Source organism: Imtechella halotolerans (genome assembly GCF_028743515.2).
Lineage (GTDB): Bacteria > Bacteroidota > Bacteroidia > Flavobacteriales > Flavobacteriaceae > Imtechella > Imtechella halotolerans.
This window is the reverse complement of sequence record NZ_CP117969.2, coordinates 691,133-716,437: the sequence shown is the minus strand read 5'-3', so window position 1 is coordinate 716,437 and position 25,305 is coordinate 691,133. Positions and strand designations below refer to the sequence as shown.

Annotated in this window: 22 protein-coding genes and 4 pseudogenes; 11 read left to right on the top strand and 15 right to left on the bottom strand. The window is 32.4% G+C overall.

Annotated elements, in window-relative coordinates; genetic code table 11:
- The first annotated feature begins 97 nt into the window (after positions 1-97).
- Positions 98-244 carry a DUF4143 domain-containing protein gene (locus tag PT603_RS13730; RefSeq protein WP_155805722.1) on the top strand — a complete coding sequence of 49 codons (147 nt, stop codon included), beginning with the start codon at positions 98-100 and terminating at the stop codon, positions 242-244.
- Between the two features lie 98 nt (positions 245-342).
- On the opposite strand, the pseudogene PT603_RS03175 reads toward PT603_RS13730, so the two are convergent.
- The 3 genes and pseudogenes from PT603_RS03175 to PT603_RS03165 all read right to left on the bottom strand — a co-directional run.
- Positions 343-536 (bottom strand): annotated as a pseudogene (locus PT603_RS03175) (recombinase); the annotation flags it as partial.
- 131 nt (positions 537-667) lie between these two features.
- The gene (locus PT603_RS03170; RefSeq protein WP_274239054.1) at positions 668-1,330 is read right to left on the bottom strand and encodes a P-loop NTPase family protein; all 663 of its coding nucleotides are present in this window, start codon (positions 1,328-1,330) and stop codon (positions 668-670) included.
- Between the two features lie 523 nt (positions 1,331-1,853).
- Positions 1,854-2,213, bottom strand: a complete 360-nt coding sequence (locus tag PT603_RS03165) for a GNAT family N-acetyltransferase (RefSeq protein ID WP_274239056.1) — start codon at positions 2,211-2,213, stop codon at positions 1,854-1,856.
- A 202-nt stretch (positions 2,214-2,415) separates the two neighbouring features.
- Here PT603_RS03165 and PT603_RS03160 point away from each other — a divergent pair, with 202 nt between their 5' ends.
- Together PT603_RS03160 and PT603_RS03155 are read left to right on the top strand one after the other, a co-directional pair.
- Positions 2,416-2,877, top strand: a complete 462-nt coding sequence (locus PT603_RS03160; RefSeq protein ID WP_274239058.1) for a MauE/DoxX family redox-associated membrane protein — start codon at positions 2,416-2,418, stop codon at positions 2,875-2,877.
- Between the two features lie 99 nt (positions 2,878-2,976).
- The gene (locus tag PT603_RS03155) at positions 2,977-3,288 is read left to right on the top strand and encodes a DUF6520 family protein (protein WP_008241609.1); all 312 of its coding nucleotides are present in this window, start codon (positions 2,977-2,979) and stop codon (positions 3,286-3,288) included.
- Between the two features lie 93 nt (positions 3,289-3,381).
- Here the strand turns inward: PT603_RS03155 and PT603_RS03150 are convergent, their stop codons facing one another.
- The 6 genes from PT603_RS03150 to PT603_RS03125 all read right to left on the bottom strand — a co-directional run bounded on the left by PT603_RS03150 (position 3,382) and on the right by PT603_RS03125 (position 13,374).
- Positions 3,382-6,186 (bottom strand): M16 family metallopeptidase, encoded by a 2,805-nt coding sequence (locus PT603_RS03150; protein WP_040489082.1) that lies wholly within the window; start codon positions 6,184-6,186, stop codon positions 3,382-3,384.
- Positions 6,187-6,261: 75 nt separating this feature from the next.
- Entirely contained in the window at positions 6,262-7,674 is a 1,413-nt protein-coding gene (locus PT603_RS03145) for a RagB/SusD family nutrient uptake outer membrane protein (RefSeq protein ID WP_040489083.1), read from the bottom strand.
- 18 nt (positions 7,675-7,692) lie between these two features.
- Positions 7,693-10,914, bottom strand: coding sequence for a SusC/RagA family TonB-linked outer membrane protein (locus PT603_RS03140; protein ID WP_162097739.1), 3,222 nt, complete (start codon positions 10,912-10,914; stop codon positions 7,693-7,695).
- Between the two features lie 161 nt (positions 10,915-11,075).
- Positions 11,076-12,233 carry a FecR family protein gene (locus tag PT603_RS03135; protein WP_008241618.1) on the bottom strand — a complete coding sequence of 386 codons (1,158 nt, stop codon included), beginning with the start codon at positions 12,231-12,233 and terminating at the stop codon, positions 11,076-11,078.
- An 85-nt stretch (positions 12,234-12,318) separates the two neighbouring features.
- Positions 12,319-12,876, bottom strand: coding sequence for an RNA polymerase sigma-70 factor (locus tag PT603_RS03130; protein WP_008241620.1), 558 nt, complete (start codon positions 12,874-12,876; stop codon positions 12,319-12,321).
- A gap of 237 nt (positions 12,877-13,113) precedes the next feature.
- A complete protein-coding gene (locus PT603_RS03125; protein WP_008241621.1) occupies positions 13,114-13,374 on the bottom strand; it encodes a hypothetical protein in 261 nt (86 codons plus the stop codon).
- 68 nt (positions 13,375-13,442) lie between these two features.
- Between PT603_RS03125 and PT603_RS03120 the strand changes: the two genes are divergently transcribed.
- The 8 genes and pseudogenes from PT603_RS03120 (at position 13,443) to PT603_RS03090 (ending at position 18,672) form a co-directional block, all read left to right on the top strand.
- Positions 13,443-14,348 (top strand): virulence RhuM family protein/type II toxin-antitoxin system death-on-curing family toxin, encoded by a 906-nt coding sequence (locus tag PT603_RS03120; RefSeq protein ID WP_008241623.1) that lies wholly within the window; start codon positions 13,443-13,445, stop codon positions 14,346-14,348.
- A 224-nt stretch (positions 14,349-14,572) separates the two neighbouring features.
- Positions 14,573-14,779 (top strand): annotated as a pseudogene (locus PT603_RS13785) (DUF3024 domain-containing protein).
- A 178-nt stretch (positions 14,780-14,957) separates the two neighbouring features.
- Positions 14,958-15,461 (top strand): hypothetical protein, encoded by a 504-nt coding sequence (locus PT603_RS03110; RefSeq protein WP_008241624.1) that lies wholly within the window; start codon positions 14,958-14,960, stop codon positions 15,459-15,461.
- Between the two features lie 285 nt (positions 15,462-15,746).
- Positions 15,747-15,905, top strand: a pseudogene (locus PT603_RS13725) (hypothetical protein); the annotation flags it as partial.
- Positions 15,906-16,329: 424 nt separating this feature from the next.
- The gene (locus tag PT603_RS03105; protein ID WP_155805732.1) at positions 16,330-16,524 is read left to right on the top strand and encodes a hypothetical protein; all 195 of its coding nucleotides are present in this window, start codon (positions 16,330-16,332) and stop codon (positions 16,522-16,524) included.
- Positions 16,512-18,152: a hypothetical protein gene (locus PT603_RS03100; protein WP_008241628.1), complete on the top strand. Its 1,641-nt coding sequence runs from the start codon at positions 16,512-16,514 to the stop codon at positions 18,150-18,152. The genes PT603_RS03105 and PT603_RS03100 overlap by 13 nt, the downstream gene beginning before the upstream one ends.
- Before the next feature lie 9 nt (positions 18,153-18,161).
- A pseudogene (locus PT603_RS03095) lies at positions 18,162-18,353 on the top strand (cysteine peptidase family C39 domain-containing protein); the annotation flags it as partial.
- Positions 18,354-18,429: 76 nt separating this feature from the next.
- Complete coding sequence (locus PT603_RS03090) at positions 18,430-18,672, top strand: hypothetical protein (RefSeq protein ID WP_155805734.1); 243 nt, start codon at positions 18,430-18,432, stop codon at positions 18,670-18,672.
- A 259-nt stretch (positions 18,673-18,931) separates the two neighbouring features.
- On the opposite strand, the gene PT603_RS03085 is transcribed toward PT603_RS03090, so the two are convergent.
- The 6 genes from PT603_RS03085 to PT603_RS03060 form a co-directional block, all read right to left on the bottom strand.
- Positions 18,932-19,060, bottom strand: a complete 129-nt coding sequence (locus PT603_RS03085) for a hypothetical protein (RefSeq protein ID WP_262489178.1) — start codon at positions 19,058-19,060, stop codon at positions 18,932-18,934.
- A gap of 336 nt (positions 19,061-19,396) precedes the next feature.
- The gene (locus PT603_RS03080) at positions 19,397-20,554 is read right to left on the bottom strand and encodes a Fic family protein (RefSeq protein ID WP_008241632.1); all 1,158 of its coding nucleotides are present in this window, start codon (positions 20,552-20,554) and stop codon (positions 19,397-19,399) included.
- 593 nt (positions 20,555-21,147) lie between these two features.
- Positions 21,148-22,329, bottom strand: a complete 1,182-nt coding sequence (gene nagA, locus PT603_RS03075; protein ID WP_008241633.1) for an N-acetylglucosamine-6-phosphate deacetylase — start codon at positions 22,327-22,329, stop codon at positions 21,148-21,150.
- A 12-nt stretch (positions 22,330-22,341) separates the two neighbouring features.
- Complete coding sequence (locus tag PT603_RS03070; RefSeq protein WP_008241634.1) at positions 22,342-23,451, bottom strand: sialate O-acetylesterase; 1,110 nt, start codon at positions 23,449-23,451, stop codon at positions 22,342-22,344.
- Positions 23,452-23,492: 41 nt separating this feature from the next.
- Positions 23,493-24,353, bottom strand: a complete 861-nt coding sequence (locus PT603_RS03065) for a phosphodiester glycosidase family protein (protein ID WP_008241635.1) — start codon at positions 24,351-24,353, stop codon at positions 23,493-23,495.
- 36 nt (positions 24,354-24,389) lie between these two features.
- Complete coding sequence (locus PT603_RS03060; RefSeq protein ID WP_008241636.1) at positions 24,390-25,214, bottom strand: phosphodiester glycosidase family protein; 825 nt, start codon at positions 25,212-25,214, stop codon at positions 24,390-24,392.
- Positions 25,215-25,305: the final 91 nt, after the last annotated feature.

Below are 25,305 nucleotides of genomic sequence, written 5' to 3'. Positions count from 1 at the left end.
GTCCAATTATTATATGATAAATTATATAGTTATAGCACCTGAAATAGGAATCTGAAAGCAATTTATAGTAACTGAAATTCATTTTTTTTAGTTAAATATCAATATACAGACATTAATTTATCGAAAAAAAATAGCTTATAACAAAACCAGAGCTACACAGTATTTCTGGAGAACCAAGCAACAGCAAGAAATTGATTACGTAGAGGAAAACTCAGGGGTAATTACGGGATATGAATTTAAGTGAAGTCCTAAGGCAAAAGTTAAAAAATATAGGAACTTTATGGATGCATATAACGCTGAAATAGAAGTAATAAATAGAGAAAATTTTAAAGATTTAATAGGTTAAAAATTAATTACCCTATCCAAGGCATCATCAGCTTCCCTGTGAATAAAATTAGCTTGATAATTCAATGTGGATTTTAAATCGCTATGACGATAAAGTTTTTGTAGCATATGAGGTTGAATATTATCCCGGCTATATTTCCAAAGCTATGTCTTGCAATATGCATGGTTATTTTTTTGTCAATCTCGGCTTTTTAAGCCATGGACTTAAGATTGTCATTAGATCTTTAATTGAAGTTTTAATTTTGTTATGCAACTCATTAGCGATCTTGAAGTTTAATTCCAGTTATAAAGGTTTATATGTCTTATGGGATCGTGATTAAAATCACCTATGTTTGTTTTTAGCACCCTTTTTAAATGAAATGTAGTTAAATAATTCTTGCATTTTCGAGTGCAAATCGCTTCCATAATGTTCTTTGAGTTCATTAGAATTGAAGTTAGTGGTAGCATGGGTAAGTATTTGATGGTTAATAAGGGATTTATGACGAGCTAGTAGAATGTCACTCATTACATTGCAAACATTTGTAAAATGTCTACCTGTTGTTTCGGTACCTAAATCATCAAAGCAATACACCAGTTTATCATTATATGCTTCGATAATTTTGAATCCAATATTGTTAAATCCAAAAACAATATTTTTTGTGGGGATTACTTCATAATGAGGAATATGAGGTACTATATACCTCAGTAATTTCATTAGACTTGTTTTGCCACATCCAACTGGCCCACTTAAGAGGATACCCTTATTAATATCTATTCCAAATTTTTTACAATTGAAGGGGTCTTTAATAAAATAGCAACATAGTTTGAAAATTAATGGGTGGTCAGCTTTATAAATTTTGAATTTATTGCCGTATATCCGTTTACCTTTTGCTTCCAAGTAAACAATAATTTTGTCGAAATCATATTTTATATTTCCTTCTTTTGGAGTACCAATTTTAAATTTCACACCCTTTTCAATGATGATATGTGCTTGGTTGATTTTCATTTTTAAATGTTATCATTACAAACTGTAGCATTTAAGATGTAATACCCAATTAAGAGCGTTTAGTTAATTGGAGTACTTTTATTATAATATTGGGAGTACAATTATTATTAAATTTTATAATGCCGGTAACTTCATAACATTAAGAACCTCCGATTTTTGAATATGGAAGGGAGCCTTTCATTCGTAACATTTGAAATATTCTTAAAGATTTACGCTTGAGCATTCATATTTGATCCTTTCAATTGACATATTTTAAAAAGCAAGGTCGTCAAATGGGTTATAGTTTTTTAGTTTTGACAACCTTGCCTGATTTAACTTTCCAGAGATAAATTTGCACAATATATATGAGAATTTTTCGTAATGTGTTCGTAACTACGAACGATTTTTTTTGTTTTATTTAGTTCAGGATGAGGGTATGGAGCATATTTCTATGTACGATAAAACCATAGTGTTTGGTATTAATTTCGATTATTTAAATTGATTGTTTTCTATGGATCTCGATGATAATTGAACAAAGGTATTTTTACCCTTTACTTTCCATTATTTCCAATTGCTCGAAAGGAAAGTTATCCTTGGCTTGAATGTAGGCTACTTTTTCTGTTACATGGGCACCAATTTTCCTTTTTTCAAATCCTGCAGTCATTCCAAAATCAATGGTAGAAAATCCTAATTCACCGGCTCTTTTTACAGTTTGAAACAGTAACTGTCTATAAACTTGATGTTCATATGCATAATCATAATCCATCCCTACAAAAGAAGGAACATAGGTGCCACCTGCATTTTTGTAACTAAACATTACTCCAACTGGTTTGTCTTGATGTCTATTTGAATATTCCGATTTTAGGTTTAAAACAATAAACTCCCAATTTTTATCGCAAGACATGTTTTCAAATAACTTTTTAGGAAAACTAAAGATGTTAAGTCCTAAATTGTTTTTTCTTACATTTTCAAATAGTGAATAGAAGAGTTCTCTTTGATCTCCGCTAATGGTATTTAGAATTTCAATGTTAAAACGTTGTTCAAAGGGGCCAATATCATTCTATTGGTAATTTTATGTTATTAAGTATTAAATAGATACAAATGACATGAAATGGCTGCAAAAACATAGAATTCTTATTTCTGAAATCATCAGCATATTATTTATTATGCTGTTTGTATACACCGGTTTCAGCAAGCTTATGGACGGGAATACCTTCTATAACAATCTTATAAATTCTCCTTTTGCACATGTGAAAAGTATAGCAGGGTTTATATCATGGGTAATTCCGTTATTGGAAATAATAGTTGCCATTTTGCTACTATTCCGTAAAACAAGGCTTAAAGGATTATATGGTTCTCTTGGGTTAATGATGATTTTCACTGCTTATGTGATTGGGATTCTATTTTTCAGTCCCTATGAACCGTGTTCTTGTGGAGGAGTGATAGCTCTTTTGTCATGGAATCAACACTTTATATTTAATATAATATGGGTGATTATGGCTATCAGCGCAATAGTATTGCTTCGGGAATCGAGTGCAAAAGCTATTAATAATTATAAACTGAAATGATAATTAAAATTAAATTTTTTGTTGCAACAGAAGCAGGGTAGGGCTCATAACCTGTATAAAAGAACGAGCAGAATGTTTAACAATTAATACTTAGAAATCATGAAAAAATTAAAAATGATTTTACCGATGTTGGCCTTTGTATTGGCCATTGGGATGTCTTTTGCATATGTAAATGCAGAAAAAACTATGTTCACGGCCTATGTTTATGATTCAGGAGTGTGGACTGCTGTGGATGTAAATTGTCCAGGTACAGGACGTAATTGTACAGTTCAATTTGTAGATGAATTCGGAAATCCTCTTTCTAATGTTCTAGATGTTTACCCAATCCCTTCCTTTAAGGATAAGAATGGTGAAGATGTAGAACCATTAAAAACCAGTAATCCTTTTCCGGAATTAATTGTTATTGAATGATTTGATTTTGATTATCAATCGGTTCTAGAAAGGCATTGGGAATATTTTCCAATGCCTTTTATTTTTTGATTTGGTGGTAGAATTTGCATAATATTATTCATTTACACTTGTTTTAGATTCAGAATTTAAAGCCGTGTTTTTTGGTAAAAAAATAAATTTCTGAAAGTACTTCTCACTCAAAAATTCTTGTATAGCTTTGTTTAGATCATCTAATGTGATAAAGTGTTTTAATATGGTCTCGAGTTCTAATATTTCACTTGTAATACTTTCATTATTTTTAACTTTTTCTGAAAGGTATTTGGTCCAAAATGTACTACTTTCATAAACTCTATTGTAGTTAGATATTCGTAGGTTCAAGTTTTTTGTAAACCAATCTTTGTCTACACCATTTTTTTTAAGTTCTCTAAACTCCTCCAATGCCCATTGAATCATAGTTTCTTCATTCCCAATTTCAGATGTAAACCAAATTTGAAAGTTGTAAATTCCTTTTTTATAGTCTACTAGGTCGACCCTTGAGCCTGGTGAATAGGATCCTTTTCTAAGACGGTCCCAAATTTTCAAATAAAGGGCATTACTTACTAATGACACGAGTGCTTTTGATTTTATATCTGTTGGAACTTTTACTGGGAAATGAAGAAATATATTGGCTTCATTACTATCATTAATATGATTGATTTTATTGATTTTTTTAAGAGGGAATGCTAATTCATTAGATTTTTCGTATTTATGATTTTTAACGCTAGACATTTTTGGAATATATTTAATTATGAGTTTTTCCATTTCATCTAAATCAAAATCACCTGTAATAACAAAAGTGTAACCTGTTAAATTACTATACCAATTTTTATATGACATATAAATATCAAACTGTGATAATGATCTTATTAATTGTGAATTAAGTAATGGTAATTTTGGAAATCGGATTTGATCTATTGCATTTGAGTAAAACAAATTTTTATCTGGATTACCTTTTTCTAAAATACTATGTTCACTACTTTTCCAAATTTTAAATGCATCATTATCCATTCGAGGATGTTGGGTATACAGATAAAGTAATTGGAAAAAATCTTCCATTCGATTTGACTTTGTAGTACCAATAATTATTTGTTCTGTTCTCTCTAGCTTTTGGTAAATCTGTACTTCCGTATCTTTAGTAAATTCTTTTAGTTGAAATTTTGTGTAAGGCCCTGCTCCTATAAAGTCTATAGCTTTGGGAGCAATCGCTGCCATAAGATATTCTTGTTTATTTGAAAAGGGTATTTTATTGGGTCTTGAAGCTCTTATTTTAATGGTTTTTGAATTTCCCACAGGTTTTAATATAATTTTTACGTCATTTTTAAGGTCAATTGTAGTTACCCCTATAATACTTTTTGTTTTACTTTTAATTACATTAGGGTCTCCGAGAGGAAGTTTTACAACATCGCTCAATGTGTTAATTCGATCTTGGGGTATAAATTCTTCAATTTTAGTAGTAAGGGCTTCAGAAATCCAACTTTCTAGTAAAGAAGAATCAGGAGCTTTAAATTTTGGGTGTGTATAATAAAGAAAATTCGTATTTTCTTTTAAATTACTGTAATTAATTGCAGCATTTTGGACATCTTCTAATTTTATTTCTTCAAGTATTTTTGAGATCATTTGTTTTTTTTGACTTGGTTCAGGTGCAGCAGTACCTAATGTAAAATGATTTTTATAGTCATCGCCTAAATACTTGGTTGAAGTTGATTTTTTATTTTGATATATTTTGCGGACATTTTCCTTTGCTGTTTTAAATTCATTATCAGTAAAACCCAAATTTAGGTTTCGCAAACTGTTTATTGATTTTATAAACCTTTGTTTCATGGTTGAGATTGAGAAGTCATCAAACCTTATGTTGATTCTCAAAGTATATAACTGTTGATTGGCATATTGAGTACTAGGAACTAATGTAAATGGAGGATCGTACTCTTTAATAGAGTTTATTCTTGGATTTAGTATTTCTTGATATAGATTTAGAATTAAAACATCTCTATAATCGTCTTTTGTTTTTGGACTGTACGCGGGATTAGGTCTTTTTATAAAAATACTTAAAAAAGGTTCTATCACAGATGTATCCCTATGTACGTTATAATGATTTTGTTCATTAAGTATTATAGAATGTTTGGTGAAAGCAAATAGTGGGTCTTTAGGATTTTCAGGCATGTTTAAACCTTTAAACATTTTTTTGATTTCTGTTTCAGTACTGTCAACATTAATATCTCCAACTATTATTGCTGCCTGAAGGTCAGGTCGGTACCAATCTTTATAAAATCGTATGAAAGCTTCTATATTGAAGTTTTTAATATTTTTAGTGCCTTCAAATTTTGTTTTACCCTTATATCCAGAACTATGTTCAATAGCCGCTTTTGCTGTTTCTTGATACCATTTTTGATGAATATTTCCATTTCTAATTTCACCTAAAACTGCCCCTCTTTCCACGTCAATGGAATTTTGATTTAAATTAATATTTTGTGACCAGTCTTTAATGATAGACAAGCCATCTTTTAGTAGTTTTTGATTTTTGGAAGAGAATTTAGCCCAGTACCAAGTATATAGGTCAGAAGTCGAAGCATGACTATAACCACCAGATTGTTGAATGTGTTTACTTAGTTTAGGAAAATTATGAGTCCCTTTGTATCCCATATGCTCAAGGAGATGTGCATATTCAGTCTGTAAACTATCTTCATGGAAGTTCCCGGCTTTAACAACCATTTGAATATATACTTCATTTTTAGGTTCATTGTTATGACGGATATAGTAGGTGAAACCATTATCTAATTTTCCGTAACGAACAAATGGATCTAGTTTTAAAGAATCCTTATCAATATAGGTAATAGCGTTTTGACTAACTACTGGTATAGAAAATAGAAGTATTAAGTACATTTTTAAAATAAAATATCGTATCATTATCTGATGAAGGTTTTTATTATCTTATGTCTGATTGTTAGAGTTTGTTTTTTAATATCCTAGATTTTGACTCAAATTTGGATTTTTCATTCGTTCCTCTTCAGGTATAGGATAAAACAAATCAGTGTCCTCCCAAGTGTGATTATCTTTAAAAATTATTTGAGCACGTTTGGTTCTTTTAAGGTCAAACCAATGATGTCCCCATTCTGAAAAAAGCTCTTTTTTTCGTTCCTTGTAAATCGATTCTAGTATAATTTCTTTTGATTCACTCTCAAATTCGTCTAAACCTGCTCGTGTTCTAATTTTGTTTAAATCTACTAAGGCTCCATTTAAATTGTTTAAATAAGTCCTTGCCTCTGCACGAATTAGAAATTGTTCTGCAAATCGAATTACCATTGAATACTCAGTAGGGTCTCCATAAAAATTTCTAACTTTATACTTATATGGATAATAGAGAATGTCATTAGATTGTCCAATCCAATCACTTTTTCTTTTATCGAAAGATTCAAACTCAGCAATAAGACTGTTACTCAATTCAATACTCCCAAATGGCCTTCCGAATCGGGGATATATTATAAATACTGTTGCTTCATTTGTGTTTGTAGGATAAATAGAAGAGCCTTTTATAGGAGATATCTGCCAAATTGTTTCTTTACTATTTTTTAGAAAGACTTGATTAAGATCCTCGAGTAGCTCATAGGAACTTGAATTTTCAATTACTTTAGAGCTTAATTCTTCAGCTTTACTCCATTTCTCAAGGAATAAACAAACTCTAGCTTGTAGGGCCATTGCGACAAATTTGTTTACCCAAATACGCTGACCTTCATTATATTCTGTTTGGTTATTTAAGAGTGAAATGGATTGATCTAAATCGGCTTCTATTTGTGACCATATTTCGTTAGTAGAAGTTCTAAAGGCAATAGTATTTACCCTGTAATCTGTAGTAAGTAGCAAAGGGACGTCACCATATAGATTTACAAGGTAGAAATACGTGAATGCCCTTATAAAGAGTGCTTGACCAATTAATTTATTTTTTATATCAGCCGATATTTTTGTAGAACCTTCCAATCCTTTTATAACACTATTTGTTAAATAGATTATATTATATGCACTACTCCAAAGATTTAAATTTGCGGATGCTGCAGGATTGTTTAAAGTATTAATTTCATGTTGAGAGTATGGGCTAAATTTGGTATGTAAAGTACTTCTTGGGGAAATTAAACCACCAGAAAGTCCTGCTAATACAGTTATTGAATTTTCCCAACCATTTGAAAATCCAGTGTTGTTATGGTATAATTGATTATAAAGACCTTTAACAGCTGCGATTGCAGTTTCATCATCTTTAAATACGGCCTCTGTTGTAATTTGAAAATTAGGAGTGTCAATTTCAACGAAACTCTCACAGCTAAATATGAAAGTAAGCATTGATAGAATAAGAGAATATATTATTTTAGTATGGTTCATATTATAAAATTTTAAAAGTTAAAAGGAAATTTGAATTCCACTAGTATAGGTCTTAAGAGAGGGTATGGTCCCAGGGAAATATGGATTCTCAACATTAATTCCCTTATAAGGAGTTATTGTTACAAGGTTTTGGGTAGAAATAAATATATTACAAGAAACTAATCCTGTGTTTTTTAATAATTTATTTGAAAGTGTATAACTTAAGGAAAGAGTTTTTAAACGTAGAAACGATGCGTTTACAACTCCTAACTCACTTATTTTAGATAAATTGTATCCTGTGCTTGCTTGTGGTGAATCTTCTATATATAAGGACCCATTTTTCCAATCTAAGTATTCCTCGTATGGTCGATTAGTTTTGTCTCTACCTGGAAATCCCCTACCCCAGTAGTTGCCATTTTGTTTTGCGAAATCCCATAGGAAGTTTAATTTCCAGCCTTTCATTGTGAGGTTATTGCTTATTCCACCATAAATTTTTCTATCGAGATCTTTGATAATTATCCGATCTTCATGGTTGAAACTGCCATCACCATTCACATCAACAACTTTATGATAACCTGTTTCAGGATCTATTCCGTCATATTGGTGAAGAAAACGGATTTTTAAAGGATAACCTATACGATATAGTTGATTATATGGTGTTTGTTCTATTTTTGGAAAATTTACTAGTTTATTTTTTGGAAGAGTGACATTCAATGTAGTATTCCATTTAAAATTTTTATTTTTTATTTGATTTAGTGCTAATAGAATTTCCCATCCTGAATTTTGTACTGTGGCAGGAAGATTGGCTTGAACAATGTTAAACCCGGTTGTTGAGGCTAATGGATATCCTACTAACTGATTCGAGGAACGGTTTTTGTACCAACCTATATCAAAATTTATATAATCTTTAAAGAAACCGAGTTGAATTGCTGTTTCAAATTTTTTATTTTCTTCCCATGCAAAATCAGTATTGAATAATTTAGTAGGATAGAGTCCACCAGGAGCACCTGTAGATTCATACACATCCATATAGCCATAATCTCCAATTTGGTCACTTCCTGTTACTCCATAACTAGTTCTAAATTTGCCAAAACTTAAAATCGGTAATTTTTTCTTGATAACATCCTCCTCTGAAAATACCCATGCAGAGCCAATTGCCCAAAAATTAGCAAATCTTTTACTGGGACCAAACCGTGAGGAACCGTCTCTTCGTCCGGTAAAATTGATATAATATTTTCTTTCCCAATTGTAACCTATCCTGCCAAATATTGCATTATATCTATATATTATATTTTGATTTGGACCGGAAGTAATTGAATTTGCTGCTGGCATATAACCAACTAAGGTCTTAGTAACATACCCTTGTGCACTAACACTAAATCCTACACTTTCATTTTGTTGAAAAGTAACTCCTACGAGGGCATCATAAGTACCTTTTCCTAAAGAGCAATGATATGTTAATTGAGGTTCTATTAACCAGGATAATCTCTTGTTGTAACTTTGACCTGCACTATGTTGTGAATTTTCTCTTAAATCCGGAGATATACTTTCTTTAAATCGCTTATTTTTATTTTCTTTGATATTCTGAGTGTATCCCAAGTTAGTTTTAAGTTCAAGACCTTTGTACAATTCAAGGGAAACTTCTAAGTTGGTTATAAGATTTTGTACTTTGGTTTCAAATGGGTTATATTTTCCTGATATAGGGTTATCCCAATTTGAATAAGACCATTGTTCCCAGTGGAGGCTTCCATCATTGTTAAATAGAGGGGGAGCATTAGGGGGTAATTCAAAAGCTAAGGGTATAATACTATAAGTGACAGTTGAATTTGTTTTATCAGCACCATAGTTGGTGGAAAGATTGATTGTTAATTTTTTATTGTCTGATTTATGATTGAGGCTTAGTGAGGTTGTCATTTTATTATAATTCATTTCAATCGGAAGGACTGAACCTTGTTTATATATTGACCCTCCTAGTCGAAATGAAGTAGTTGAATTACCTCCAGATATTGAGATGTTTAAATTTGAAGTTGGTGAGGTTCCTCCTATAAGTTCTTTTTGCCAATCCGTATACCGATTATTATCCCATAAAAGTAAATCCCAATCATTTATTTCATCAGGCTCTCTTCCAGCGTTACTGATCGCTTCTTTACGTAATTGAATATATTGTTGCGTATTTAATAGTTTAGCCCTTTTTCCAACTTTTGCAATTCCTGAATACCATCGAGTCTCAATACGTGTTTTTTGTTCGTAACCAATCGTTTTCTTTGTTGTGATAAGAACTACTCCGTTTGCACCACGAGAACCATAAATGGCAGTAGCATCTGCATCTTTTAATACTTCAATGCTTTCAATATTAGAAAGATTAAGTGTACTCAATGGATCTAATCCATCTTCAAGAAGTGCGCCAACTGAAATTGGAGTGGAATTTATTGGGACACCATCTATAATGTAAAGAGGATAGTTTCCATCTTCTCGTAAACTATTTCTTCCTCTAATTCTAATTGTAGGTGCGTTTCCTGGCATTCCATCTTTTTGTTGAATTTCAACACCTGGCATTCGTCCTTGCAATGCTTCTAGAGGACTAACTATGGGTTGTAATTCAATTTCTTTAGAACTCACTTTTGAAATACTTCCAGTACGTTCTCTTTCCTTTACTGTATAGTACCCAGCATTCACTGTTACTGCATCTAGTTCATTTATTTCCTCTTTTAAGAAAATATTAATAATTGATTTATTTTCAACTTTAACTTCTTGAGATTTAAAACCTAAGTATGAAAATAAAATAACTGAATTTCTATCTATTACAGTAATGGAAAAAACTCCTTCAGAATTGGTTGATGTGCCTTTATTGGTTCCCTTAATTATTATTGAAACACCTGCTAATGGTAATCCATTAGTATCTGTTACTTTTCCCGAAATTGGAATTCCTTGAGGTTTTGATATTTTTTGATGACTTTCAGGTTTCTGTTTAATAATAATATTGTTGGAAGAAAGCTCAAATATTAGGTTTTCTCTTTCTAAAATTTCATCTAAGAGGGTTTTAATTAGCACCTCCCCTTTATAAAGTTGAACTTTAGGTGATTTAATGAACGCATCTGAAAGATAAATAAACTTAAAATTAGTTTGTTCCTTAATAATATCAAATACTTCATCAACTGTGACTAGCTTATTTCGATTGACTACAATCTTCTCTTGAGAAAAAGTGGTAATCGTATTTAAACTGAAAACAGTTGTACACAGTAAAAAAATAAATGACCTCATGATGTTTAAGAGTGCCCATTTCCATTTATAGGGCGGGCTTTTAAAAAAATTAATTTTCATACATTTGTAATGTGTTAGTTAGACAATAATTAACATTTAGAGGAACGACAGTTGTTATCGCCAAATAATGTGCTTCGTTCCTTTTTCTGTTGGTGTTTTTATTATTTTAGGAGTACTACATTCTTATTGATTTGATATTCCTTAATTGCTCCAAAAGCCTGAATAGTTGCTAGAATTTGTTCAATTTCTTGATCTTTACCCAATACCCCATTAAACTTGAGATTCCCTAATTCGGAATTGTTGAATTCCACTTCAATATCATACCATCTGGAAAGTACTTTCATGATTTCATCAAGTGATTTATTTTTGAAACTGAAAATTCCATCTTTCCATGAAATTTCATCGTATACATTGACCTTGGTCACATTCATACTATGGTTGTGGATGTTAAGGCTAGTTTGGTAATCAGGATTTAAAACTTGTTGTCCATTACTATAAATCACCTTAACCTTTCCATTTACTAAAGTGGTATACACATGGGTTTCATCCCTATAAGCTTTAACATTAAATTCTGTTCCCAATACTTCAATTTCCTGGGAGTTATTAAGAACTTTAAAACTAGTCCCATTGTGCTCTGTACTATGTGATACATCAAAGTAAGCTTCACCATAAATTAATTCTACTACCCTAGAATTTCCTTCAATAAACTGAACCGGGTATTTTAACTTGGTTTCTGAATTCAACCAAACTTTAGTTCCATCTGAAAGTAGTAATGAAAACTGGCCACCTCTAGGAATTGTGAGATAGTTATAGGATATTACGTTTTTTTCTTTACCTGTTCTATATATAATTTCCTCTCCATTACTATTAATATTATCCGATTGATATGACACACCCTTTTCTAAATTAATATCTTCACCATCTTCCAAAGTTAAAATTGCCCTATCGGTTCCAACTTTAATTGTTCCAACTACTGGTGAAACAATTTGTAGATTATGAAAAAGTGTATCCTTTAAAATATAGGTAGTAGTAAGTAATCCTATAAACACCGCAGCAGCTGAATATTGCCAAACTAGTTGTTTTCTAACTGGTACATTAATCCTGCTTTTAATGCGCTTCCAATCTTCTTCTCTATTGATTTGACTAGATAAATGCAGGCGTTTTTTAATTAATTCTTCTTTTGTTAGATTATCAAGAATATATTGTTTGTCTTGATCATCGAAAATTTCTGAACTGAATAGCTCTTTAGGTTGTTCATCTCGTAATAGCGAAGCTGCAATACGTTTTGATAATGCAATAATTACATTAAAAATTGACATAGTAAATTCGATTATTTACTACTATGACGAGATACTATTAATAGAGGGTTAAAAGAATTAATAAAAAATTTAAACTTTTATAAAATTAGCTAGGAGTGTCAAAGATGAATGCAATAAGAATAAAATAATCTCTTAGCAGGGGTTTTAGTTTTTTATAGGCTATTTTTTTTTGTGCTTTTACGGTATTAATCGAAATATTTAGTTCTTCCGCAATTTGTGCATTTGTGAAGTCCTTTATACTTAGTCGAATTATTTGGGCACATCTATTGGGTAGAGTATTAATTGCATTTTCTATTAGTGAAGAGGCCTCTGCGACAACAATTTCTCTTAAAAAGAAGTGTTCTGTTTCTAATCGTTCAATCTCATTAATTGAATAATATTCTAAGGATTTATGGTGCTTACTCTTTAAATAATCTAGGCATCTATTTTTGACAGAAGTATATAGGTATGATTTTATTGTATTTTCATCATTAAATTCAATTTTATCTTCCCAAATTTTAATAAAAACATCTTGAACAATATCTCTTGAAAGTTCCAAATTGTCCAAATACTTATTAGCAAACAAGCATAGTGATGAATACAATTTTTCAAAAAGATTCTTATACTCTTTTAATGACAATATAAAAGGTTCATTTTTTCTCACTAACTGTAGGCTTATTCCTTACCAAATCTAAACAAAAGAATTCAATTTATGGAATAACTGCACTTCTAGGCTAAATGGGAAAAGAATAACTTCTAATTTCAAAACCTATTTAGGGCTAAATCTAACAAAAACTATAAAGCTAAATACGCGTTTTACTACCGAAACTTTTCATTATGAAATATTCAACAATTTGGTTCCTACAATAGGGATTTCGTTACTAATATCTTTTAGTGAAGCTTACAGCATAATAAGGCTTTTTCTAATAGATGATAATTCATAAATTTTGATAGAATCCAGACAATCGAATATTACAAGCAATATGGCATACCAAGTCTTTGTCTTGCCAGCCCCTTTTGGAAGTGCCATTATATAAAGTCTTTTCAGTACCACAAATAACCCCTTATGTATATCACTATTTTTTCCATTGAATGAGTGTATTACAGCTTTTCTGTAATTCATCAATACTTTTAAAGCTGTGTCGATGTACTCTGCTTTCATATTGATATATACAATTTGAGAGTGGCTAAAGAACCTTCTGGTATTAATTTCCTAAAATTGTATTTACTATGGAGAAAGAACAAGAACAAATAATTATTTATGAGGCGGACAATGGTCAAACTCAGATTGATGTAGCGTTTAAATCGGAAACAGTCTGGCTATCTCAAGCTCAAATAACCAGTCTTTTTAATAGAGATCGAACCGTTATTACTAGACATATTAATAACATATTCAAGGAAGGAGAACTGGAACGGAATCAAGTATGTGCAAATTTTGCACATACTGCTACTGATGGTAAAATTTACCTAGTTGAACATTATAATCTGGATGTGATTATTTCGGTAGGTTATCGAGTTAAGTCAAAACGAGGTACACAATTCAGAATATGGGCTAATAAAATTTTAAAAGAGTATTTATTACAAGGTTATGCCGTCAATGAAAGACTTCTTCAGGAAAGAACTCAACAGTTACAGGAGCTTAAAAATGTGGTTCAGTTACAAGAAAAAGTAATTTCAGAATATCCGCTTAATACCGATGAATCGGTAGGTCATATAAAAATCATTGCTCAATATTCCCGGGCGTTAAACCTATTAGATGATTATGATCATCAGCGGTTGAGCTTGCCGGATAAGGGGAGCCAGGAGGTTTTTAAGATTTCTTATAACGAGGCCAGAAAAGCTATTGATGAACTTGGAAAGCAAACTAAGTTTAAAGGACTCTTTGGAAGAGAAAAGGACGATTCTTTTAAAGGATCTCTTGAAAACATTTACCAGACTTTTGCAGGAGAAGATCTTTATCCAACTATCGAGGAAAAGGCAGCTCATTTGCTATATTTTGTAGTTAAAAACCATTCGTTTTCCGATGGTAATAAAAGAATTGCGGCTTATCTGTTTGTATGGTTTTTAGATAGAAACAATATTTTGTTTACCAAGTATGGCAGTAAGGTTATCCCGAATAATGCATTAGTAGCATAAACGTTATTAATTGCTGAAAGTAATCCCAATGAAAAAGATATGATGATTAAAATAATCGTCAACCTTATTTCTAGAACATAAGCTTAATGCCAAAAAATACTTTAGACATAAACGAATCGACTATAAAAAGATTTGCAGAATCAATGCGGCCGGAGGATTTAAAGATTCGCACACAACTTGATTACGGTTATGCTTATGATGGTAAAACTGCTATTCTTTAAACTATCCGACCGGTTTGGAATAACCCAAATGAAATTCAAAATATAGAATTTGCAAAATTCCGATTTTATAAGTCACGTAAAGAATGGAGTCTATACTTGATGCGTTCAAAAGGAAATTAGGAAATTTATGAACCATTTCCAAAATCATCTCATTTAGAAAGGTTGATTGATGTAGTTAGGGAAGATAAATACGGCTGTTTCTTTGGGTAGAATCGAAACTTTAATAAGAGGATATTTTCTACACTCAAAGACTTTATCGATTCAAAAAATATTAATCCAATGTAATTATTAGCTCCTAAACATCCTTTTAAAAATCAGATATTTCTTTCAAAGAATAGGATTTTAAAGTACCTTTGAATAGTAAGTAACCTATCCTTCAAATACCAAAATGAAAATATTTCCTTCTGATAAAATTGAAATAACTACATCCCTTTCTCTAGAAGAAGTGAGAACAATTTTAACTAATAATATTCGTCAAAAAACAGGGGTTATCTTTGGATCTAATAACTCCAAGAATACCAAGCTATTTGAGGGTAGTTTTGAACAAGATCGATTTGAAATTCAGCGTGTCATAACTGGACGTAATTCTTTTCTTCCACAAATTAAAGGCCATATCAGACCGAGTATGAATGGAACCAAACTAATAGCCGATTTAACAATTCATAAATTCGTTATTGGATTTATGGTAGTCTGGTTCAGTCTTGTGACAATATCTCTCATTTTTGGGAGTACATCTCTGCAGACTAATCCTATTTTCCTTCTTGTCCCTCTTATAATGATTGCCTTTGGAATTGTTCTTGTAAAATTTGGATATAATATTCAAAAAAACAAGTCTATCAGTGACCTGAAGATGATATTAAATGGAAAATTAATACACAAAAATAGTATTTGATAATCCACAAAGTAATCTCCTTTAAATTCAGCTTTCAATAGTTCAGACTGTCCTTTCTATTAGTGAATGTGATGGCTAGTCGAAAGTATCCTAGACTTTTTATTAGGGGTACAGCTTTTTATTGTAGAGAACAATATTAAAGGTTCTTTGCTTGAGTAACGAACACGAATATCATACACAGCTTTCTCTTCCATCAAATACGATATTCTGTAGGTGTGGCTCTGATATTTCCATTATTGTTTTCCTTGTGTGTGTACAGTCTAATATAGGAAGTCCAGAGAACAAACTCAGGTTTGGATGGACAATTACAATCCTCACCGGCCACATGACGTGCTGGGCAACCTGCCACCAATTGAGTATGCAAACAAAAATCTCAACAAGGCTAGACTTGTCGAGATTGATCAAATAAATGATAATATTGTGCTAAAGAACAGTTCTAATTAAGGGAAGTTGACAGTCCTAGTCATCTTAAATCAATACTCTGATAAGAATATTTTAAATGATTATGATAAAAGTCCAAGAGATATATTAATGGCAGTAGTGAATTATTTGTCTAAAAATGACTTTATTTTTTCACAAAATATGCATAATTTAAATTAACAACAATTTCAGAAAAAATAAATAAAATTCCTACTAAAATCTATTTCTTATTCATTGATAAAGAAGTTTATCCCATTTATATTCATATATTTGATGATATAGATTTGTAAGGTATCTCTTAATTATTAATGATACAATCCGACAGGAAAGAGAAGCCAGGAAACTAAAAAAAGTTATTTTCATTAACAAGGTAAATATTTATAGTGAAGGCAATTTTAAGCATTCGTACGATGGTTAGAAAGTTTACGGAAATATAAATCATACGAAATTGGAATCAATTGTATTTTCTCCAGATTTTGAAGAACTCTTTAAAACAACAAAAGATTATATAGATGACTTTAAGAAGTACGAATATAGATTTATCTGTCCCGATAATAGAATTCCAAATAAGATTGGATATAAGAAATATAGTCATGAAACTCCTTGCAATTATAACCTAAACACCTTAGAATGGAACAAATAAAAAATAATATTTACTCAATCTTGTGCATTGCAGTGCTAATTTTTACGGTAATTGGGTGCGCGTCAAATAGTTTAGCTGAACGCAATTATTTCATTAATAGCACAGAATTCTATAATGATACTTTGGACTTGACAGGGACTTTTCTAGGAGATATTGACTATTATAAAATACAAGACATTAATAAACATGACTTAAAAAAGGATATAAAAGGTTTTCGTCGTAAAAATTTGTTACTATATGGAGAGGCGCTAACTGGCTATAAATTATATCTTTTTTATGAAAAAAATAGAAAAAACAATGAAGAAGATAGCAAGCTCATTTTACATTCATCAGATAGGGTTGCTTACCAGAAAATAAATCAAGAGGCTATATTAACTTTACTATTAATCAAAAATGAAGAAAAAGGAATTTCAACTTCACAAAACGCCTTAATTAACAATGGAAAAAAAATAATGGATAATTTAAAATACAATGATTCCATTAAAGAGAAGCTAAAATATAACCAAGTGATATATAAGAACAAGGATATTTCCAATATTTTATATATCGTAGATAAGTTAGATAAAGCTCCCATATCAATTAGTAAGATGAATCGATGGGACAAATTTCAGATGCTTTTAACCATGCTGTCAAACGACCCTACTGGCAAAAGGTACATTGAGATGTATAATGAATACATAACAAATAAAAGAAGAAGGAACGGGAAGAAAATAGATAGTCTACTCAGTGAAGTGCCTTATTCTTCAAATGAAGAAATCCTCGATAAAATTAAATTTTTAGCCAAAGAGAATAAAGCATTAATGCTTAACGAATGTCATTGGTGTCCATCAAATAGGATAATGGCTTTAAAACTTTTGGAACCACTGAAAGAAGAAGGCTATAATTATTTCGCTATAGAAGCTGTTTCCGAAGGGGAAGACAACACTATAAATCAAAAATTATACCCGTTAAAATCTTCCGGGTTTTATATTAAAGAGCCGTATTTTGGTTTGTTGATAAGGGAAGCTAAGAAATTGGGATTCCAAATAGTCGGTTATGATTATGGATTTAATGATTCTCCAAAGGACAGAGATAGGATCCAGGCAGAAAATATTGCCAATATATTTAAAGAGGATACCAATGCAAAAGTATTTGTTTATGCGGGAATAGATCATATAATTGAAATGAATAACTCTCGAAAATGGATGGCAGAATATTTTAAGGAAATAACGAAAATAGATCCAATAACAATAGATCAAGTAGAAATTGCCTCAGAAACAAACAAAAAAATAGTACTTTTTGAAGCGAGCTTATTTAAAAAAATTGAAGGAGTAAATACTAATGTCGATTATTTTTTAATTAATAACATACGACCGGGTTTAAATGAGATTTTTCCACCTAAAGATCTTTCAAATCTCACATTAAATCTTGAAAAGATAAAAAAGGATAAAAATGAAGAACTGTTTATAACAATCTTTTACCATGACGAGTACGAAAAAGATGGATTTGAAGCAGTACCCATCTTAAATAAAATCACAAAAGCGAATGAGTTGGAGATAAAAGTACCTAATATGCAAAAACTTATTGTAAAAGTATTTGATAAGACCAACTATATTCTTTTATCTAAAACTATTTTCCTTAACCCCTAACTTTAACTTATGTTTCCATCCTATAAACAAATAGGAAATAAAGACTGCGGCCCAACATGTCTAAAAATCATTTTCAAATATTATACGAAAACCATTTCAATTCAAGAGTTAAGAAACCTTTCCGAAACACAACGGGAAGCAAGGAACCTATCAAACTTAAGTAATGCTGCAGAAACGATTGGTTTTCGAACGTTAGGAGTTTGAATTCCACTTATAGATAGGCACCATCAGACAAGGTGTGTAAATAGAAATTAAACTTTGGTAAAAAACTCAAAATTTGACACTATCCCATAAAGTTTACACACTTTATGGGATAGTGTCTCTTAACTCATCCACAGAATGCCTTCTTAAAATAGGCACCATAACCTCTTTAGGTTCATCCCATTTAAGATTTATATCACCTACCATTTGCCATGCTCTTTCGAAGGTTTTAATAAGTGCTGATGGACCTAGACCTCACCTAGCTGCTAAAATTTCAGGTCCAGATAATCCACTTACCTTGTATATAGTAAAAAGCTAGCCAACAGTAACAACATCTAAAACAAAATTCGCAACTTCTCTACCATTACTACCTGCAGGAACAATATATGGACGTGATTCTGTTAGAATAAATCCTCCTCTGCTTAGGTAAATGACATAACTCCAAAGGATCTATTTTGAAGGATTAGCAAGTAAATAACCAAAATCCTTATTCTGTTTAGCCGCAATTCTTACATAGATATCTGTACCTTTAAAATTTGGTGTGCCAGGGGTACTCATATGCATCAAACCAAATGTCATTAAGTTTTTATTAAAAAACCTAACTCTTGAAACGTTGCAACTGTTGCAACAGCCATATCCCCATCAACAGAGCCTGTTCCATTTCCTAAATCCACTTCAAGCCCTTCAAGTTCCACACCATCTTTCATACTATCTCTCTATATGCGTACGGACTATTATGTGGATATTAAGAAGCTAACGGGTCAACAACACCAAAACATACTATTCGGGGGTCGTGCATACGATATTTGTAGTTTATACTATTTCCCTCTCCTTTGATTTCATTTTCCATCTCTTGATTTTGAAATCCAGACCTATAAGAGTCACTGCTTCTCTGAAGGTTAGGAAAAAGCATACCGTCAAAGTGACACCCTCTATACTATTTCTACTAGCAACTATTTGTAAGAACGTAATACGAATATAACAAACAAACCATCTAGCTTATACTAGATGGTTTGTTTGTTGTTTTAACCTCCATTTGGTTATTAGTCTCTTACTGGCAAGAAACCTTTAACATCTAATGTTTTGATTATTCCCCGTAATAGGAAATTATTATCAAACCTAATTACATATTTACGTCCTCCCTCGACTTCGGGCATCAACATTTTTTTATCAATCAACCTTCGGATTTGCCTTGACACCTCAGCACTTGCCTTGCCTTGAAATATATCTTTTAAATCAGAAGCTTGGATTACTTGATGTTCAACTACTCGTTTTAAAATCTTTGCTTCAACATCAGTTATATATTGTCTTTCCAATGAATGTGCAATAGTAGGCAATAAGATTTCCTTTTTTAGATAATCGTAATCGCTTAGCTTATCTATTTTCTCAATTTCTTCTTTCAGACCTTTTAAAACATATTCACACCATTCCAAAATCCCTTCAGTTGTTCCTGTATCAGCAATAGATAGTTTTTCATAATAATCATTTCTATTGCTACAAAATACTGCTGTTGGATTTATAATACGTCCAACATTTACATTAAATCCAGTTTTAACTAGCATTGCATATGTAAATAACCTTACTGTTCTTCCATTACCATTTCCAAAAGGGTGAACCCAAACAAAGCGATGATGTGCTATTGCAGCTTTTAATAAATCATATTTTGGACTATCATCCTTATTTATAAAATCCAATAATTCATCCATGTAATCATTCACAAGTAATGAATCAGGTGGTAAATGATTTGACTTATTTATTTTTAAATTAATTTTTCTATATTCCCCTGGTGTACGGTCACCTTCTCCATTTGGTGGAGGTAGTAAATCCTTAACTATCATCTTGTGCAATTCCCTTAAAAAAGCTTTATTTATTGGATAGTCTATTATGTTTTCCTCAATAAACTCCATTGCTTTTTCAATATTCTGAATTTCTCGAATATTGGAGGATGCATTTTGCGTATCGTCTAGTTTAGTTTCAATATACTCAGCAATTGTAGTGTTATTCCCTTCAATTCTTGCTGAGCCAATACTCTCTAAAGTATGGAAAATATGCTTTAGCTGAAAGAAAACTCTCGGATGTGTTGAACCTCCTAAAGGTTTTTTTCTTAAATAATCTAATTCAATAATTAAATCCGTTAATAAAGAATCAAATGACGGTTCAATTAATTTTAAATTATAATCTATAAATTTTGCTTCGGACATTTTAATATTTTTTTAATGACATTTAACAACGCAATATTTCACATTTAACAGTTATCAATAAAAAATGGTTATTTATCAACAAGTTACAAATGTATTTTAAAAAAAAACAATTAACAATACGCTGTTAATTATTTTACATTTTATGTTTAACACATTTGTTTGACTTCAGCAAAAAGTGAAAATTTAAGAGAGATATATCTTAAATTAATAACCTTTAAAATGATCTATTATGGAAAAAAACAAAGTGCCAGTTCGCTAATAAGTGAACTTAAAAGAAAAACTAGAAAAACAAAAAGATATTAAGATAAAATCAGAATTATAATCAAAGGCATGCTAGGTGAAGTGTCTGTAGTTGAATTATGTCGTTAGGAAGGAATTACTCAAGCCAATTACCATAAATAGAAAGAACAGAATTAGTAAAAAATATTCCAGCATTTTCTTGAGCAGTAACTATAGTCAATGACTTATATTTAAATGCCACCCTCTGAATTCCGTATTCCCTCTATACAAGAGCCATTGAGGGCTATTTAATTGGAATCTATTTCTCAAAGTCTTGAGAATTTGTATACTATTAGATTTGTATAGGTGGTTCATCAAATTCCATAAATTTGTGTACCACCTACTATGGTTGATTGCACCTGAATGTCCTTATCAAATATGACAAGATCTGCATCCTTTCCTTTAGCTATAGATCCTTTTTTATGAGATACTCCCATAATTCTGGCAGGTGTAGTACTCATCATTATAACAGCATCAAGTAATGAAACATCTGCCATTTGAACCATAGTACGCACAAGTCTATCCGCTGTAGAAACACTACCTGCAAAAGCACTCCTGTCAGGAAGTTTAGCCACCCCATCTTCAATAATTACTTTTTGTCCGGTTTGGGCATTACCCAATATGCTTTCCTTCGATAAAGTTCCTGCCGCACGCATAGCATCGGTGATAAGGGCTATCTTATGAGGTCCCTTGACTTTATACACTAGTTTTAATAAAGGAGCAGGTAAATGGACGCCATCGGCAATAATTTCAACATCTAGTTCGTCCATTAAAAGCGAACTTTCAATCACACCTGCATACCTAAACCCATTTTTTCTAGTCACTCCTGACATTCCGGAATACAGATGGGTGGAAAGTGAATATCCGTGTTCCACTGCTTCCACTACCTCTTCATAAATAGCATCAGTATGGGCAATGGCTGCCAACACACCCTTTTCCTTAAGAAATTGCCCTAATTCCAAAGCACCCTTCCGCTCAGGAGCCACACTCCAACGTACAATACGATCAGAGCGTTTAAGAATTTCTGTATACTCTTTAGGGTCAGGATCACGAATATACTTGGCATCTTGAGAGCCCCTTTGGTTCATGGAGAAATAGGGGCCTTCCAAGTGTATCCCTAAAAATTCAGCCCCCATCATATTCCTGTTAGTAGCCTCTTTATACACCTCTAAAATATCCAATAGAGACTCCTTTTCACTTGTCAATGTGGTTGGGACCATGGCCGTTGTGCCATATCTAGCATGTAATTGCGCTATTTTTAAAAAGCTTTCTACACTTCCATCCATAAAATCAAAACCACCCCCTCCATGTACATGGATATCGATAAATCCAGGGGAAACATAATGGCCTTCCGCATTTATAACCCTAGCATTGGAAATCTCGACATTCCCCTCATGCACACTTACAATAGTATTTCCTTTAAGCACCACGGAGCCCTTAGGGATAATGCTATCGGGGGTTATGATTTGACCGTTTGTAATTACCACATTTTCCATAGCTCAAAACCCTTACCATGAATGCCCCTTCTTCCTAATTCGTATAGAGCCCATGGTAGTCTCTTCCATATTCTCAATATCCTCCATAAATAGGCTTTTTCTTTTCTTACCATAGACTATAAGCTCGTATCCATCACTGACTCTGGCCGAGGCAACTTCATTCATTTGTATGCCTTTGATTTCTAAATCTTCAGAATTATAATATCCTGGACCTAATAGGACCGATCTTCCTATAAAACCTGGCTCACTAAATACTGTAACACCAGATAGGTTAATTCCATAGACTAATTCCGCAGCTTTTACAGCATAGCGACTACCTAATACTCTTTGGCTCAAATTATCGAAATGGGGATCATTATTGTCCACATCTATGGAAGTAAGTCCAGTGGAACTTACCCAATCCGTTTTTGAAACATGGTCTTTAATACTTCGTATAATTGGATTAATGTTTTCTCCACGGTTATTCCATGTTCCAACCTCTGCTGCAATAAACGGTATATTCATATCTCCAAAGTCCTTTCTCAAATCAGTAACTAAGGATTGCAGTTTACTCATATAGTTGACATGTCTACCGCCCCCATTATTAGCCTCTCCTTGATGCCAAAGAATCCCTTTCAGGGTTGCACCTGGTGTTGATTCTAAAGCAATTTTAGTACGTTTTACCGCTTCTTCATATAAATCATAATCATTATCTCCTGTATACCCTTTTTGCCACCAATCTATTCTTGTTGCTCCACGAGCATTGCTAACAATTCCTATGGTACGATTTGAATATTGGGCAATTTCACGTCCAAATGTATACGCCGGGCCGAAAAGAGTTATTGGTTTTTTCTTTACGGTAGAATACCGATTCATTCCATTATCGGGATAATTCTTTGCAAATTCCCATTCGTTTTTATCTGTAAAAAGAAACACATTCCTAAGCGATATGGTATCCAGAGGCTCTATAGGAGCTACACCCTGCATATTTGATTGTCCAATTAAAAGGTACACATCCATTCCCTTATTTTCACTTTCCTGCTGGATGGATGATTTTTTACTACTACTGCATCCAAACACTACAAGGCTTACACAAATTAGTGTAAGCCAGGTACGTTGCTTTCTTTTTAGTTTACATTCCATTTCCTATAAATTGAGTTATAGCCTTAAAATTTATACCGTGCTTATTCATTTTTTAAAATGTAGAGAAAGTTAGGTCGTAACCTATCTTTTGTTCCATTCTCATCAATTTTCTTTGTTATTCTCTCCCCATTAATCACCGTTGAGACACTGCCTCCTCCGTCCAGATTATAGGCGAATTTAACTTCGATATCTTTTAAGATCCTAATTAAGTCTTTCGCAGTCATCCCTGTACCATCAAAGGTTCGACCACCACAACTTAAAATCAATAAATCTAAATTCTCAAATTGGGCGATAACCTGTCTTGGATGTTTTTCAAAGCCATGTTTTGGAATCTCTAACACACTGTCGTGAACAGGCTTATAGTTTTCAATTAAGGGCATAAAAGCAGTCAAGGCATCTTGTACTCCTTCTTCCAGAATAGCAGCTGCCCTTTTTTCGGGGACATAGGAAATAAGTTCATTATTGTCCTTAATCCCCAAAGCATAGGCTTCTTTAAATTTATCCTGAACAATTTCACCTTTGATGATTTGAACTCCATTGGGCTTAATGGAATCAGGTGAAATCCGATACATGGTAGAAGCATTCATTGCCAGTATCGGGTTCCCCATTCTCTGCGAAAACTCCACTACTGTTTCTCCTTTACTTTTTTGGGCATGGGCATGTTGTAGCTTTAAAAGCTTGCCATTGTTATCTGTATGCTTGATATGGGTTAAGTAGTAATAGGTATCAGATATGGAATCATATTTCTTCTCATAACGTATAACTCCCTCATCCGATTTGGTATTTGAAACCAGCTGCTTTGAAGTTGAACAACTAAGGAAGATACACAGAAAGCCTACTATTGCTAATTGATTACGTACGCGCATTATAACTAAACTTAAAATTTCTAGATTTTCTAACATAAACTAACATGCTTAAGAGATAGCACTATAAAGATCCTACTCTTTGATGTATAGAAAGTTGGAACGTGGCCTATCCTCTGTCCCTTGATTGTCAATTTTCTTAGTGATGAGTTCTCCCCTGATAACAGTAGATACACTGCCTCCTCCATCTAGATTAACAGCAAATTTCACCTTGTTCTCTAGTAGAATTCGAATCATATCTTCTGCGGTCATGCCCTCACCGTCAAATCCTCTTCCACCACAACTTAAAATCAACAAATCTAGATTGTCTAATTGCGCGATCACCTGTCTTGGATGTTTTTGCACATTATTTCCAACCACTTGCAACACCTCTTCCCCTACCGGTTTATAATCTACAATAAGAGGAACAAAACAGGTTAGGGCATTGTTTGTACCGTCATCCAGTATATCCTGAGCTGTCATTTCAGGAGGATAAACAACCAATTCATTGGTGTCCTTTATTCCAAGGGTGTAATTTCTTGAGGTAAAATCCTGAGCTATTACCCCATCTATTATTTGTCTGCCGGAAACCTGTCTTCTATCAGGTCCCAGACCCCTAATCCCCATAGAAGCATTCATTGCCAATAGCGGTGTACCTATCTTGTTGGAAAATTCCGGAACGGTTTCTCCGTTGGGCTTTGTGGAAAGTGCCATTTGTAATTGAAGCATCTTTCCATTCTTATCCTGATGTTTAACTCTGGTTAGGTAATAATACGTATTTGAGGGAGCATCGTATTTTCTTTGGTAGGTGATAATATCATCACCATTGGCATTCTTAAATAGCTCCTGCTGTCCTGCAGAACAACCAAAGAGCATGATGATTAAAAATGAAATTTGTGGTATTAAATGCATATACTTCATAGTTGTTTATAATCGTTTATTTCAGCCTTTTATTACCTGCTACATTAAATTACGATTGACTCCCAAAGGAGTCAATACGTACTTAATAAAA